Origin of the sequence: Psychrobacter sp. ANT_H56B (genome assembly GCF_008369245.1) — a bacterium.
Lineage (GTDB): Bacteria > Pseudomonadota > Gammaproteobacteria > Pseudomonadales > Moraxellaceae > Psychrobacter > Psychrobacter cryohalolentis.
Genome location: NZ_VOBF01000001.1, coordinates 134,696 through 148,527 on the forward strand (window position 1 = coordinate 134,696; position 13,832 = coordinate 148,527).

At 43.8% G+C, this 13,832-nt stretch carries 11 protein-coding genes; 3 read left to right on the plus strand and 8 right to left on the minus strand.

Going from position 1 to position 13,832, the window contains the following annotated elements:
• The first annotated feature begins 118 nt into the window (after positions 1-118).
• Entirely contained in the window at positions 119-1,288 is a 1,170-nt protein-coding gene (locus tag FQ082_RS00530) for an MFS transporter (RefSeq protein WP_149491636.1), read from the plus strand.
• A 310-nt stretch (positions 1,289-1,598) separates the two neighbouring features.
• Here the strand turns inward: FQ082_RS00530 and FQ082_RS13100 are convergent, their stop codons facing one another.
• Both FQ082_RS13100 and FQ082_RS00535 read right to left on the minus strand, forming a co-directional pair.
• Complete coding sequence (locus FQ082_RS13100; protein ID WP_262498106.1) at positions 1,599-1,727, minus strand: hypothetical protein; 129 nt, start codon at positions 1,725-1,727, stop codon at positions 1,599-1,601.
• A 554-nt stretch (positions 1,728-2,281) separates the two neighbouring features.
• The gene (locus FQ082_RS00535) at positions 2,282-2,755 is read right to left on the minus strand and encodes a hypothetical protein (protein WP_149491637.1); all 474 of its coding nucleotides are present in this window, start codon (positions 2,753-2,755) and stop codon (positions 2,282-2,284) included.
• A 224-nt stretch (positions 2,756-2,979) separates the two neighbouring features.
• On the opposite strand from FQ082_RS00535, the gene FQ082_RS00540 reads away from it, so the two are divergent.
• Positions 2,980-3,654, plus strand: a complete 675-nt coding sequence (locus FQ082_RS00540; RefSeq protein ID WP_149491638.1) for a hypothetical protein — start codon at positions 2,980-2,982, stop codon at positions 3,652-3,654.
• 126 nt (positions 3,655-3,780) lie between these two features.
• Here FQ082_RS00540 and FQ082_RS00545 read toward each other — a convergent pair whose 3' ends face one another.
• The 6 genes from FQ082_RS00545 to FQ082_RS00570 form a co-directional block, all read right to left on the minus strand.
• Positions 3,781-4,536, minus strand: a complete 756-nt coding sequence (locus FQ082_RS00545; RefSeq protein ID WP_149491639.1) for a zinc-dependent peptidase — start codon at positions 4,534-4,536, stop codon at positions 3,781-3,783.
• Positions 4,537-4,633: 97 nt separating this feature from the next.
• Positions 4,634-5,632: a virulence protein RhuM/Fic/DOC family protein gene (gene rhuM / locus FQ082_RS00550; RefSeq protein WP_149491640.1), complete on the minus strand. Its 999-nt coding sequence runs from the start codon at positions 5,630-5,632 to the stop codon at positions 4,634-4,636.
• Positions 5,633-5,717: 85 nt separating this feature from the next.
• Positions 5,718-6,818 (minus strand): helix-turn-helix transcriptional regulator, encoded by a 1,101-nt coding sequence (locus tag FQ082_RS00555; RefSeq protein WP_149491641.1) that lies wholly within the window; start codon positions 6,816-6,818, stop codon positions 5,718-5,720.
• A 211-nt stretch (positions 6,819-7,029) separates the two neighbouring features.
• Positions 7,030-9,111, minus strand: coding sequence for a hydantoinase/oxoprolinase family protein (locus FQ082_RS00560; RefSeq protein ID WP_149491642.1), 2,082 nt, complete (start codon positions 9,109-9,111; stop codon positions 7,030-7,032).
• A 40-nt stretch (positions 9,112-9,151) separates the two neighbouring features.
• A complete protein-coding gene (locus tag FQ082_RS00565) occupies positions 9,152-10,915 on the minus strand; it encodes a hydantoinase B/oxoprolinase family protein (RefSeq protein WP_149491643.1) in 1,764 nt (587 codons plus the stop codon).
• A 361-nt stretch (positions 10,916-11,276) separates the two neighbouring features.
• Positions 11,277-12,227, minus strand: coding sequence for an EamA family transporter (locus tag FQ082_RS00570; protein ID WP_149491644.1), 951 nt, complete (start codon positions 12,225-12,227; stop codon positions 11,277-11,279).
• A gap of 182 nt (positions 12,228-12,409) precedes the next feature.
• Here FQ082_RS00570 and FQ082_RS00575 point away from each other — a divergent pair, with 182 nt between their 5' ends.
• A complete protein-coding gene (locus FQ082_RS00575; RefSeq protein ID WP_149491645.1) occupies positions 12,410-13,831 on the plus strand; it encodes a PLP-dependent aminotransferase family protein in 1,422 nt (473 codons plus the stop codon).
• Position 13,832: the final 1 nt, after the last annotated feature.

Genomic DNA, 13,832 nt, shown 5'->3' on the forward strand with positions numbered 1-13,832 from the left:
AATGCGCTTTTGTTTTAATCATTGAACCTAAAACGATGTGATGTTGGCTGTAAAGCCTGAGTTGTAACAATCATTAATATCAATTAACTCAATGATATTTTTTTAAAAGCGACTATATATGACCACTCAGAAATATAATAGATATCTGGCATTTGCATTATGTGTGATAACGACAAGCGTTAATATACAAGGACCACTTTACGCCATTTACGCTAAAAATGACGGATACGGTGTGTTAGCGACCACGGTCGCATTCTCTTTTTATGTGTTGGGGGTGATACCGGTATTATTAGCTTTTGGTGGACTTTCGGATAGAATTGGACGAAAAAAGACGATTTTAATCTCTTTAGGGTTATCTATAGCGGCAACTGCTCTGATGATGTTCTACCCTTATACGCGAGCGTTAGCAGTAGCGCGATTGTTGCTTGGTGTTGGCACGGCCTTAATGGCAGCAACAGCGACCGCATATATGATTGAGTTGATTGGCTCCTCCGATACGGGACGTGCTACCACCTGGGTGACTGCAAGCACCACTATAGGCTTTGGTCTTGGGCCTGCATTAACGACAGTTTCTTTGTTATTTTATGAGACAGAGCAACCTGCTAGCTTTTTCCTCATGCTAATAGGCGCGCTTTTATCAATAGTTTTAGTATGGCGATTACCTGAGACTGCGCACGGGCGCTCGAACACTCGTGGATCAATGCTTAAGCTGCCTTATTTTAATCGTGAAGTGATTTGGTATGGCGGCGGCATTTTGATTTGTTGGGCAACCACCGGGTTGGTATTATCAATTATACCCTCGGTGCTGGCCACGCATGGACTGGCTAAGTATGCTGGTATATCCTCTATGCTGGCCATCAGTTGCGGATTATTGTTTCAGCCTATCGCTCGAAAGCTTGATGCTCAAGTATCATGTAAATTGGGTATTCTGATTTTACTTCCTGCTTATGCGTTGCTTGCTTGGGGTGCGCTGCATGCCAATCTACCAGTAATTCTTTTAGCGGCTTTTTTAGCTAGCAGTAGTTGTTATGGCTTTGTTTATTTAGGCGGGTTGTCAGGGGTGACACGGTCTGCTGGCTCTGAGCAAGCTCGTGCTAGTGCTGGCTATTTTTTAATGGCTTACATGGGGTTTAGCGTGCCAGTGATTTTTACTGGTTTGATGATAGATCAGTATGGTTCTACTGTTGCATTTTACGCTTTTGGGTTGTTTTTACTGCTGGGCGCGTTTTTATTGTTCGCAAGTCAGTCTATTTTAAAACCAGAGTCCGCCACTATTGCAGCACCTTGATATAAGATTTTATTTAGCTAAACAAGCTTTCTTTAATAGGAAATAAATAAATGCTTCTCATTGTAATCAATCAAACACAGCACACAATAAACCGAACATAAGGCACAATCAGATAATGACTGCTCTCACTGCTATGATAAGCCGCTTTTTCATAGCAAGAAGCATCCTGTTGATACAATAGGGTAGCGTTAAAGCCTGACATAGATAAGTGCTCATTCCCTTGACCTTGAGAAGAATATTCTTTAGCAAAAAATGTTGAAAATTGAATAATTTTCTGGTCTTTTGCCGAATAGAAGCCCTCGTTTTTATCTTACTGATGACAAGCGACAATAAACAGTGCGGTAATATCATAGCGATTTTCCATCCAATTATTACCGAAAAACGCCTTTTCTATAAAATCTTGCCCCGCAGTATTGCCCAGTTTTTTCGATGTTAGCATGAGCTCATCCAAGCGCATAAAGCGATGAGACTTGCTTAAATTAGTAGGCAATAGTAACTATGTAAAGTAATCATTATTTGATTGTGAGGTGATGATTAGGAATGACAGATTATTCAGAGGGATTATTGTGCCGTATGAAAATAGTAAACTTAACAATGATGAGTAGAACAAGTTTATCAAACAGTTTAACTAGCGACATGGTTTAATACGTTAAGCTCGATTACAAATACAATAGGATCAGTGATAGCTCTGTACATTTCTTAAGACAGCTTAGCTAGTAAATGTATTAGTGTTGATGAAGATGATTTTATGAATAGGCAGTACGTATGAGAATTAATCGATCATCAACCAAACTTACTAACAATTTACTATCTAATCATGATTCCATGAAGTTATTGTACGGTAGCCTTAGTTTAACATAATATACATTATGCGAAAACAAACCAACGGCTTTATAATTTGGGCAGGCACATCATATTTTGTATAATGCTATTTGCTACTCATCCCATTGATTTCTATCAGCAGTTACTTGATGTCGATATATTAGTTTTTAATTAAGGACAGTTTTTAAGCAAATGCGCTCGTAAAGATGTTCCATCCTCATCTAAGATTACATCCGCCACTTGGCACGCAGAATTATCACAGGATAATTCATAATAAACATCATGGCCATGCGCTAAGCTGACTTGAACCAAGCCTCTGGTCGTCACTGAAAATTGCTTTTCTTGTGCATAATCAGGATCTTGAGAATTCCACAAGACATCATAACCCACATGACAGGATGTTTGCGCTTTAGCAAAGTAATCTTGCTCACGCTGCATGGCAGCCTTTAGATCCGGATTGGCATATTGTTGCAATACCACTGGGTTATCCATTCCTTCATTATTCACATCCTGCTGGTACATCTTAGCGACAGTATCGATTTTCATGGCAAAAGCTGTCTGTAACGGCTGCGTTAGATTAGCAGTAGCCGTGATAGCAGAAAACCCTATTGCGAGCATCATTATAGAAAATATCATTTTTTGCATGGCACCCTCCATGAAATATGACGTTTTAAGTGTTATATTCATAAAATCACATACAAACTGCTACTTTACTGCTTAATTGTGTCTATCGAGTTTATTAAAAAACACTGTTTACACAGCACCATTATAAACTTTGATGCGTTATTAGTACTATTGATTGGTAAATATATATTGAATCTAGTATGTGTTTTGGATTGACTTAAATAAGCTACGATAAGGATATTGTTATGATGCCATCTACTCGTTCTAATATTTTTCAGTCTTATCTTTATAGGCTATCAACCGCGGCGGGTTTTGGTTTAGTGCTAGCAATCACAGGGTGCCAATCTTCTGCTGAATCCAATGCCAGCACTCCAAATCAATCAACTGGCAACCCATCTGTACCTGTAGTCTCAGATATGAGCCAGCAAACGCTCAAACAGCAAGCACTGCGTATCCAGCGCGCTCTTGCCAATAATGATTTTTCTAGAATCACAGATGATATTCACCCAACTCGTGGCGTACGTTTTTCGATGTATGCTTACGTAAGGACTGATACGGATAAAGTCTTTAGCCGCGAGCAGTATGCTCAGTATCTACAACAATCAAAAATTCGTTTTACTTGGGGCGAAAAAGACGGTACTGGCGAGGCATTGGTAGTACCACTACCAGAATATCTAAGAACTTGGATTGATGCTAAAAAATATAATAATGCGCGTATAACTATCAACGAGTTTGAATCTCGCGGCAATATGGTTAATAACGTCAATGAGGCTTATCCAAAATCAGATGTGGTAGATTTTCATTATAAAGGGACAGCTGAATATGAGGGTATGGACTGGCGTGGTATGCGCTTAGTATTTGATGACTATCAAGGGAAACGCTACTTGATTGGTATCGTCAACGATAGATGGACAGTGTAATAAAAAGATTAAGCGTTTGATTCATTAGAAGTATTTTATGATATTAGGGCAATGCATCGTTTATGATGCACCGCCCTTTTTGTTTACTTCAACTATTATATATTTACTTTTTGATATACATAAATCTTACGGTCTTGGCTCAAGTGGCGTTTGCCGAAAAAACTTCACCATTATCTCGTAAATATCAGGATAAGCATCAATCAGCTTTTGCGGCGTTTCAAAGAACACTTCGCTGAGCACCGCGAAAAATTCCGCAGGATTGGTCGCGCCATAACGGTCGAGACCTGATTTATGATGGCTTTGAAAATCCTCAAAATCTCGCGTCATAATTTCAGTCCAGCGCGCAGGATCCATATCCGCTTGCAGCGGCGGAAAGCCATTAGCACGACCATTTAGCATATCAAGTTTATGCACAAACTCATGAATGACAACATTGTGACCATCGCGCTCGCCTGAGTGTTTGGCATCCTTCCATGACAGAATAACAGGACCACGCAGCCACGCTTCGCCGCTACGGTGCTGACTGCCCTCATGAACGACACCCAACTCATCTACGGTGGTGGTTTCGCTTTTGTAAGAACCCGGATAAATAATAATGGCCGACCAGCCAGCGTACCACTCAAGGCTTAGGTTTAAAATAGGCAGGCAAGCTTGTAAGGCGATAGATTGCCTAACCGCATCGGTAATCTCAAAACCCTGCGCGCCAGTAATCGACTTATCCGCCAAAAACAACGTCGCCAGCTCAAACAAGCGTGTTAGCTCATCCTCGTTTAGCCTCTCAAGTATCACAATACGCTTGGCAGCTTGCAGCCAGTCAGCATGGGTAAACTCGCTATTATCCAAGATACGCTGCTCGCGCCAGTCTTTTATCATGCTAAACATATTGAATTTCCTTTAATTTCGTCTTTAGGCTGTGCTTTTTATTATTGGCGTTATGTGTTTTCAAGGGGTTAAGTGATGCTGACAATAAGCCTATTTATCAAGATTCTAACGACAACATATTCATAATTAATTTAATCAAGGTTTCTTTTTGGTTGGGGTCAGACTCGGCAACCAACAAGGTTAATGCGGCAAGGCCTGTGTTATTAATAACCATGTCACCTTTGTGATTGAGCAGTCGATTATTACGATGCAGAAAATCTACAAACAAAAAAGCGCCGCTGCGTTTATTGCCATCGGTAAAAGGATGGTTTTTGACCATAAAGTACAGTAAGTGCGCCGCTTTACTCTCGATGGTCGGGTATGCAGGCTCGCCAAACACCGTCTGCTCTAAATTACCCAGTACGCTGTCCAAACCATCACCGCGAGGCTTGGCAAATAACTCAGTCGCCTCACCTCTATCTATCAGCTGCGCTTTCAAATCCGTCAGCGCTGCCATTGCCTCAGTCGGACTGGGTAAGATACCGCCCTCTTGCCCTGCAGGATTATCAAGCAAACCTTCATCATAGCGCTGTAACCATAAGAATGTCTGTGTATAACGGCTGATAATCTCAACCAAGCCGCGACCTTCATCGGTTTTAAGCTCGGGACTTTGCGCGGTTTTTCTAATTAAGTTTAATGCTTGTTGTAGCTCGCTTGAGTTTTTATCAAAGCGCTCTTGATTGAGTGTATAGCCTTGCACCAAGTATTCACGTAGGCGCTGGGTTGCCCAGCGTCTAAACTGCACACCTTGGGGAGATTTGATGCGATAACCCACTGAGATAACCACATCTAAGTCATAAAACGTCACAGGGCGATCAGAATTTGCAATATGCATTTTTTGCATATTGCTTTTTTCAGCAATCTCTTCATCGTTTATAGCATTGGCAATATGACGTGAAATCACTGACTGGTCACGACCAAACAGCTCGGTCATTTGTGCTTGCGTGAGCCAAACAGTCTCTTGCTCGAAGCGAACGTCTACCTGCGCCTCTCCATCAGCGCTTTCATATATCTCTACTTTTGCTGTCTTATCATTCGTCGCAGTCGCATCAGTCATCTTGGTTTTTCCTTAACTTAATATACGCGCTTATGCTCAATTCATAAATCATACAGCGACTGCATGACAGAGTACATAACAATGACTATCCTGTGCTTGGAGTATCTCGCGGCGTATAACCGAAATGCTGCTTATAAATGCGTGAAAAATAACCTTGGTCACCATAACCGACTCTATGCGCCACTTCATCGATGGTTACGTAACTTTTGGTTTTTAAAATATGATTGGCCTGCTTTAAACGTAGCTCTTTTACCCATTCCGAAAAACTATAGGGCAACTCAGCAAACAGTTTATGCAAGTATCTGACCGATATATGACAAGCAGCAGCGACCATCGCTGGGGTTAAAGCGGGGTTTTCTAGGTGCTGATGGACGTAATGCTCGATGCGCTTTAGATGTACCGACTGTATAGACGAGCTGCTACTCATCATCACCTCTTTCGGGGCGCTTAATGTCAATACAATAAGGTTAAGCAGCTGTTGCTCTAGGATTTTAACCTCTAAAGCCGCCAATTGATGCTGCTGAATCAGCTCTAATATTTGTCTGATTTGAAAAACCAGCAACCTGCCTGCCCCTTCATCAATAGACAGACTGCGGGCAAACTGCCGCTCTATAGTGCCCATTTGCGGGGTTAATAGCGCTAAAGGCACCTTAATCACATATAACGACACTTGCTGCAGATGATAAAACTCATAAGGTAAGTTTGATAATTCAATAAAGAACTGACCCGGGCTTGAGGTTAATTGGCGGTTTTTTTGCGCAAAACGGACGCTACCGGTCACAGGAAAGGTGATTAAAATACTGTCGTCGCTACTATTATCCTTAACGCCGTCACTAGACTGTTTGCTCGCTAAGCTACGTTTATAATGTACAGTATTGGCATGATAATGAGACACGCCGATATCCAAAAGCTTGGCGTGTTGCAAGTAACCAGAAAACTGACTTGGCTGGCGAAAGCTTACATTGAGATCAAAATAGGTATCATTGATGGTGCGCTTCCAATCAAACGCGTCTAACGTTTGAGGAGCGCTTATAGCAGGCGTTGAAGATATTGGCGAAAATGGAGTTAATAGTGGTGTTGATATTGCTGAATTTGAAATAGAATGGTCCCCTACAATGTCTATGAGACTATCGCTGTTTGCTGTGCTATTGGCATTGCTATTGTCTGTATCGCGACTTGCATTCATCCTTGAATACTCTATGAATAAAAAATGAGCGGTAATCGCTGCTTATACACTAAGCGCTATTTGTAAGCATTTTATTAAGCGGTTATTTTTATATCATAAACGTATTATTACCCTGATGTCTAAATATGATACCTAAAACAAACATCAGGCATTAAACGAGGTTTAATGCCTGATGGGAAAACTATAAAGCGATAACGATGAAAACAGCAAGCTAAGCGGCTTTGGTTAGCTTATAAGTGCCCGTCTCATGCAATTCTGCTTGCCAGCCTTTTTTAATCACAATCGTGGTGGTTGGCTCTTGAATAAGCGCCGGCCCTGCAATCAGCGCCCCTGCCCCAAATTCTTCACCATTATAAATAGGCGTATCAATCCATTCGTATTCTTGATCCATGATCATCTCACGGCTGCCAACTTGCGCTTGACTGATATCACTTTGTTGCTTAGCAAGCTCTGGTAGCTTGGGCTTACTGATTTTACCGATGACAGCGACTTCGATATTGACCAGCTCGACCTTATTGTCACGCTCATCATAAGTATAGAGCTCTTTATGACGATGATGAAAGGCTTCCAAAATCGTTTGCACGCTATCGGCATCAAGCTTGCCATTGGGTATCAGCACATTACACTCATGCACCTGCCCGACATAGCGCATCTCCATGGTGCGCTCGATGATAATATCATCTTCTGCAAAGCCATCTTCTAACAGCTTTTGCACGCCCAAACTTTCTAGCTCATGTAAGGTGGCATTGAGTGACTGTAGCTCTGAATCTGGCGCAATAATCATCATCTGCGTGGCCAGATAATTATATTTAATATCAGAGATGATTTGACCAAAGGCGCAGAGACAAGAGGCAATCTTTGGTATCAAAATAGTACCAATACCCATCTCTTCTGCCAAATCAACAATATGCATACCAGCAGCGCCGCCTGCACAGATAAGCGCAAAGTCGCGAGGGTCATAGCCTTTTTCAATGGTAATACGGCGAATGCCGTTTGCCATATTTTGGTTGACGATGGCGCTGATACCAAAAGCTGCATGCGCCAAGTCAATTTTTAGTGGGTCGGCGATATACTTTTGTACCGCTTGCTGAGCTTTGTCTTTATCTAAAGTGACACAGCCACCTAACACGGCATTAGGCTCTAAGTATCCTAACACTAAATTGGCATCAGTAACGGTTGGCAACTCACCGCCTTTACCATAAGAAGCTGGACCTGGGGTCGCGCCAGCACTTTGTGGACCGACCTCCAACATACCAAAATTGTTCACATGACCAATAGAGCCGCCGCCTGCGCCCAACGTTTCGACATGTATCATCGGCACGCCAATACGATTGCGTAAGAAATCAATATCACGGTTTAGGCTGGTTCGGCCAGATTTGGCCATAGTGATGTCAAAAGACGTACCGCCCATATCAACGGTGATGATGTTATCAATACCAAAGGCGCTGGCAATATATAAACCCGCTTGCGGTGCTGATGCTGGTCCTGAATTGATGGCATTAACCGCTCTTTCTCGCATGATGTTACCGACAGCAAGTCCGCCATTCGACTGAAAGTAACGAACGGGCTGCTCAGCGCCGAGCGCTTTAAAGTAATCATCAATCTTATGCACATAAGACGCCATAACCGGGCTTAAATAGGCATTAACCAGTGTCGTTGAGGTACGCGTATATTCCTTAATCTGCGGATATACTTCACTACCGCAGCAGACAAACACCCCCGGCATGTGCTGCTCAATCAGCTCTTTGGCACGCTGTTCATGCTGGGTATTGCGGATAGACCACACAAAAGAGATAGCAACCGCTTGCACGTCTTGCTGTTTTAACACTTCAATCGCATCGAGGATATCTTGCTCATGTAACGGCTCGTGTTCGGTGCCGTCTGCCAAGATACGACCACGGATAGGAAAGCGGCGGTCACGCGTGGCAATCTGTGGTGCCGGCGGGTAACTGGCATCATAGCGATGCCCTTCTTCTTTGTGCCCTAAGCGTATCTCGATACTGTCTTCATGCCCTTTGGTACATAGCAAGCCCACTTTTACGCCTGTCATCTGAATCAATGCATTCAGTGCTACCGTCGTACCATTAATACACAAATCGCAGGCTTGAATGATGTCCTCGATAGGACGGTTAAATTTGTTGGCAATTTGCTGTAAACCATTGGCAATGGCTAAGGTGCCATCCTCTGGGGTCGATGGCGCCTTAAACAGATGAATGTCACCGGTTTTTTCTGCCAAGACAAAATCTGTAAAAGTCCCGCCAGCATCAACGCCAATACGAAAATCGTTGTTCATAAGTCATCCTTAACTCAATCGTGAAATATTAATGGGTATTTTATGCGGTTATCTGGCGGCGTAAGTACTCAGTCTCAGCTTCATTGAGCGTCAGAGTTTCTGGGTCAATTACCACGCCGTATTCAATCTTTGCCGCAGAGATTGAGATAATCCTTTCTTTTACATCCTTGATGACCGCTTGAATATCGCGATCAAATGAGCTGCCGTAGCCGCCACCACCCGGATTGGTATTCCGCGCGCGTTCACCCGGCGTGATTTCCGTAACGGTGTTTTTTCTATATAAGTCCGTTTGCCCGTCTTTATGTAGTATCTCTAGACGCCCAACTTTAAGCTCGGGTGAAATTTGTTCCGCGCCGCCGGCACCCATAGTAGGATGCTGGCGACCTTCGCCAAAGGCAATAACTGTCATGGTATGGTCTAATGGCTCAACTTCCCAAACCGTACCACAGCCGCCGCGGTACTCGCCTGCGCCGCCACTGTCTTCTGCCAAACCATACTTATGGATTAAGATAGGATACTGGTACTCTAACAGCTCGATATCCCCTGAGCTTAACGCCCCAAAGCAGCTTAATGGCCCACAAGCATGCCAACCATCCATTTGCTGCGTGGCTCCGGCCCCTGAAATAATAGACGCCAAAATCATGGTGACGTATTGCTCGCCAGTTTTTGGGTCGATACCAGCGATATTAATCCCTGATGAATGTCCCCAAGAGGCGGTAACGCGCTCAGGTGCTGCTGCTTCAAATGCCATACGTACCGCATCGGTCAAGGTTTCCATCGGCGTGGTCGTACAGTTGACATGCGGCGCAGGTTCTTTGGCATTACATAAGGTGCCATGCTCACCCAAATCAACGGTCACACAGCGATATAAGCCTTCGTTATACGGCGGCTCTACTTGGGCAAACATCATTAGCCCAAGTAATACTCCTGACATCGAGTTACCGGCATAAGAGTTGATAAAGTAAGGGACTTGCGGCGGACTGGTGATTTTAATATGTACGTCGCTGTCTTTGATAACGATATCAGCGCTGATGGTCATATCACCCAAGCCATGACCTGAGTCTTCTAACACCGCCTCGCCATGATAATCGCCATCTGAGATAGAGGATATTAATGAGCGCATATGCTGGTCAGCCATATTTTTTAGCTCTTCAATCGCGCCGCGCACCGTTTCAACCCCGTATTTGTCTAGCAGCGCAATCATATTACGCTCGCCGACGGCACACGCGCCATACTGAGCATTGAGATCGCCTTCTTGATTACGGCGTGAGCGCATATTACTGTGTATGAGGTTAATCACATCACGACGTCTGACGCCTTTTTCCCAAATCTTAATAGGCGGAATGCGTAAGCCTTCGGCATATATCTCTTTGGCGTCAGGGTTATAGCCTGCTGGTACAGGGCCACCGATATCAGTGACATGACCTTTACAGACTGTCCAAAAGACTAACTCACCTTTATAAAATACTGGCTTATACATACAGCAATCTAGGATATGGCTGCCCATCATCACAGGATCGTTATGATAAATGACATCGCCTTCATGAATGTCATCACCATAATATTCGGCGACGGCTTTCATGGCGGGCATGAGTGAGCCTAAATGAATGGGAATATCTTGCCCTTGTAAAATCATCTCAGGCAAATGATCAAACAGCGCATTGCTATAGTCATGGGCTAAGTTAAAGACACTCGAACGCGCAGTTTTTTCTAAGGTGGTTGTCATCTCACGCTGCGCCGTTTCTAGGGCGCCACGTACGACAGACAAGGTAATAGGATCTATAGAAGGGTGAGCGTTGCTCATGAAAGACTCCTTGTCGAGAAATTTGGGTCAGAATAAGCGCATTTATATAAGAGAAATAAAAGAATATGCTGGTCTATATGACCATTTATCCTTACCCTTCAGCGCGCTTTATCTGGCTTATCATCTATCCTAATGATCAAGCTTTTTCACTATAGCGAGGTTTTGGAAAAATAGATGGACTGTGCGTGCAGAGTTTTTGACTGTGAGTGTACAGCTGTAGCTATAAGCAGCCTGTTTTCATCTTTATCATAGTGGGATATAAAGCGTTCAGAATAAAAAAAAGAGCAGTGCTTCATATGTGATGCCCTGCTCTTTTTATCTATTCTTACTAACCCTATAGGAAGTTATAAGTTATTTACTACTATGCGTGCGCAGACTTCCTGCCTAGTCCTATCTTCACATTAGCCAAGATCAGTCCAGATAAGATTAGCACCATTGCTAGCATCTTCCACCATGTGACCACCTCTCCTATGAGCAGCACTGAAGTCGCCATACCAAATACGGGCACCAGTAAGGCAAATGGCATAACCTTAGAGGCGATATTTTGACTAAGCAAATGCGCCCACAATCCAAAGCCGATCAGGGTTGAGACATAGACGATAAATCCAAGCGATAACCAAGACTTGAAGGACGCCTGCGTAAATGTTGCAAGCGTCCATGCCTCATTTTCAAATAGTAGAGAAGATAGGGTCAAAACTACACAAGCAATCAGACCGCCCCATACCACTAGTGCTAGCGCAGACAGTGCCGATGTCCTATTTGAAGCTTTGTTGTTGCTATTAACAGGCGAAGCAGTAGAAATGTTACTAGTGCTTTGCTGTGTTGAGGCCTGTTTTGAAGCAATGTTCCCAAAGCTCCAACCTATGGCTGCAATCAGTATGCAGATAAAGCCAATCAAGGGCATATCACCGCCGAGATTTAGTGCAATCACACCAAGCCCTAGCACACCGACCAGCATACCGATAATCTGCATACGACTCACAGGCTCACCTAATATGATATACGCCAGCAAGACGGTAATAAAAATTTGAACTTGCAACAACAGCGCCGTCAAACCTGCTGATGCACCCAAATGCATGGCGGTAAATACAAAAGCATACTGCATAACAAAGGTGCCGATGGCATAAATAAATAACGTACGGTTAAATTTGGGCGGTTTAAGAAACAGCACCAACGGCACGGCAGTAAAGAAAAAACGTAGCGCAGTGAGCATCAGTGGCGGAAAGCTTTCGAGCGCCCAGGCAATAAAGGTAAAGTTTACACCCCAAATAAAGGCAACCAATACAGCTAGAGCGATGTGTAGAAGGGTCATAGGCTTATCCTAGAATAGCTATTATTAGTTCTGAGTTGTTATTAATGTTTGAATCTTAACAATCAACTATAGTTTAAATACCCATAACAGACCCGATACAGTTTTACGAATGGTGAACAAAGTGTATAGTTACTCTTAACGTTACAATTAATCATGACATTGAAGAGATAAGCACATTCATTATGGTCGAAACCTATACGCTCAATCCAAATTTAACCAAGACTGCCGCCGTCGCTGAATGGCTACAGCAGCGTATTGACTGGCAGATTTACCTGCCCAATCAGCGTGTGCCCTCGGTGCGAAAGTTAGCGAAACTATTAAATATATCAAGCTTTACGGTGGTACAAGCTTATGAGCAATTGGTGGCTACCAGTGTGCTAGTCGCTAAGCCCAGCTCGGGCTATTATGTCAATACGCAAGCAAAAGCAGTTCAGCCGAATGATGATAAAAGAGCGGTCGTTAAGCACCCAAAGCACCCAGTAATAGATACGCGCTGGCTGGTGCAGCAAGTTTTTAGTGATATCCCGCATCATCGCTCGCCAGGAGTGGGAACATTACCGAGAGACTGGGTACGTAATGATAAGATGGAATGGGCCATACGGCAGGTAACCCAGCAAGCCGATAGCTTTATCTATGACTATGGTAATGTTCACGGCTATCTGCCGCTACGTCAGCAGCTGGTTCAACACCTACATACGCTAGGCATGCAAACCCATGCCGACCATGTGATTACTACAGCTGGGGTATCGCAAGCCGTGACCATGGTTGCGCGGCTGCTTACTCAAGCTGGGGATACGGTGGTCGTTGATGGGCCGGGCTGGTATTGGCTATCGAGCTGCCTGCAACAACAAGGATTAAACGTCGTCTCTGTAGAACGTGACCATCAAGGGCCTAATATTGAGCACATGCAAAAACTGTTTGCCACGCATCGTCCTAAGCTCTATTTGACCAACAGTGTACTACATAACCCAACATCCTATAATCTGCATCCTGCCCGCGCGCACCAAGTACTCAATCTTATTCATGAGTACAATGCTTATATTTTTGAGGACGATTTATACGCCGCATTTGTACCGGGTGGTCAAGTGCTGCGTTATGCTAGCCTTGATCAGTTTGAACGGGTGTTTTATGCGACTGGGTTTTCAAAGTCAATGGCGTCAGGCTGGCGCGTTGGCATGTTGGTCTGTCCTGATAACTATATCGATGATGTATTGCGTATTAAAACCTTAAGCAATTCAAACACGCCAGAATTTGGCGAACGGGTTTGTCATCATTTATGGACGCATGGTGAGTATCGCCGGCAGATTAAAAAAGTGCAGCAGCATTTGTATAGCGCTCATGAAAGAATGCGCCAAGCATTACCAAGGATAGGACTTATCTACCCTGAGCATACACAAGCAGGTATCTTTGTTTGGGTAGACACGGGGCAGGATACCAGCCAACTGGCATTAGATGCCTATAAAGAAGGTTGGCTGGTCGCACCGGGGCAATTATTTTACCCAGATGCCCGCGCCTCAACCCATCTGCGACTCAATGTATCGACAACTGGCGATGAGTTTTTGAGGTGGTTGGGTGATTATCTGGATAAAAGCTGCCAATACTGAT

Excerpts from the sequence above, each read along its gene's own strand:
- FQ082_RS00530 (WP_149491636.1), top strand. The coding sequence starts at position 119 with ATGACCACTCAGAAATATAATAGATATCTGGCATTTGCATTATGTGTG.
- FQ082_RS13100 (WP_262498106.1), bottom strand. The coding sequence starts at position 1,727 with ATGCTAACATCGAAAAAACTGGGCAATACTGCGGGGCAAGATTTTATA.
- FQ082_RS00535 (WP_149491637.1), bottom strand. The coding sequence starts at position 2,755 with ATGCAAAAAATGATATTTTCTATAATGATGCTCGCAATAGGGTTTTCT.
- FQ082_RS00540 (WP_149491638.1), top strand. The coding sequence starts at position 2,980 with ATGATGCCATCTACTCGTTCTAATATTTTTCAGTCTTATCTTTATAGG.
- FQ082_RS00545 (WP_149491639.1), bottom strand. The coding sequence starts at position 4,536 with ATGTTTAGCATGATAAAAGACTGGCGCGAGCAGCGTATCTTGGATAAT.
- rhuM (WP_149491640.1), bottom strand. The coding sequence starts at position 5,632 with ATGACTGATGCGACTGCGACGAATGATAAGACAGCAAAAGTAGAGATA.
- FQ082_RS00555 (WP_149491641.1), bottom strand. The coding sequence starts at position 6,818 with ATGAATGCAAGTCGCGATACAGACAATAGCAATGCCAATAGCACAGCA.
- FQ082_RS00560 (WP_149491642.1), bottom strand. The coding sequence starts at position 9,111 with ATGAACAACGATTTTCGTATTGGCGTTGATGCTGGCGGGACTTTTACA.
- FQ082_RS00565 (WP_149491643.1), bottom strand. The coding sequence starts at position 10,915 with ATGAGCAACGCTCACCCTTCTATAGATCCTATTACCTTGTCTGTCGTA.
- FQ082_RS00570 (WP_149491644.1), bottom strand. The coding sequence starts at position 12,227 with ATGACCCTTCTACACATCGCTCTAGCTGTATTGGTTGCCTTTATTTGG.
- FQ082_RS00575 (WP_149491645.1), top strand. The coding sequence starts at position 12,410 with ATGGTCGAAACCTATACGCTCAATCCAAATTTAACCAAGACTGCCGCC.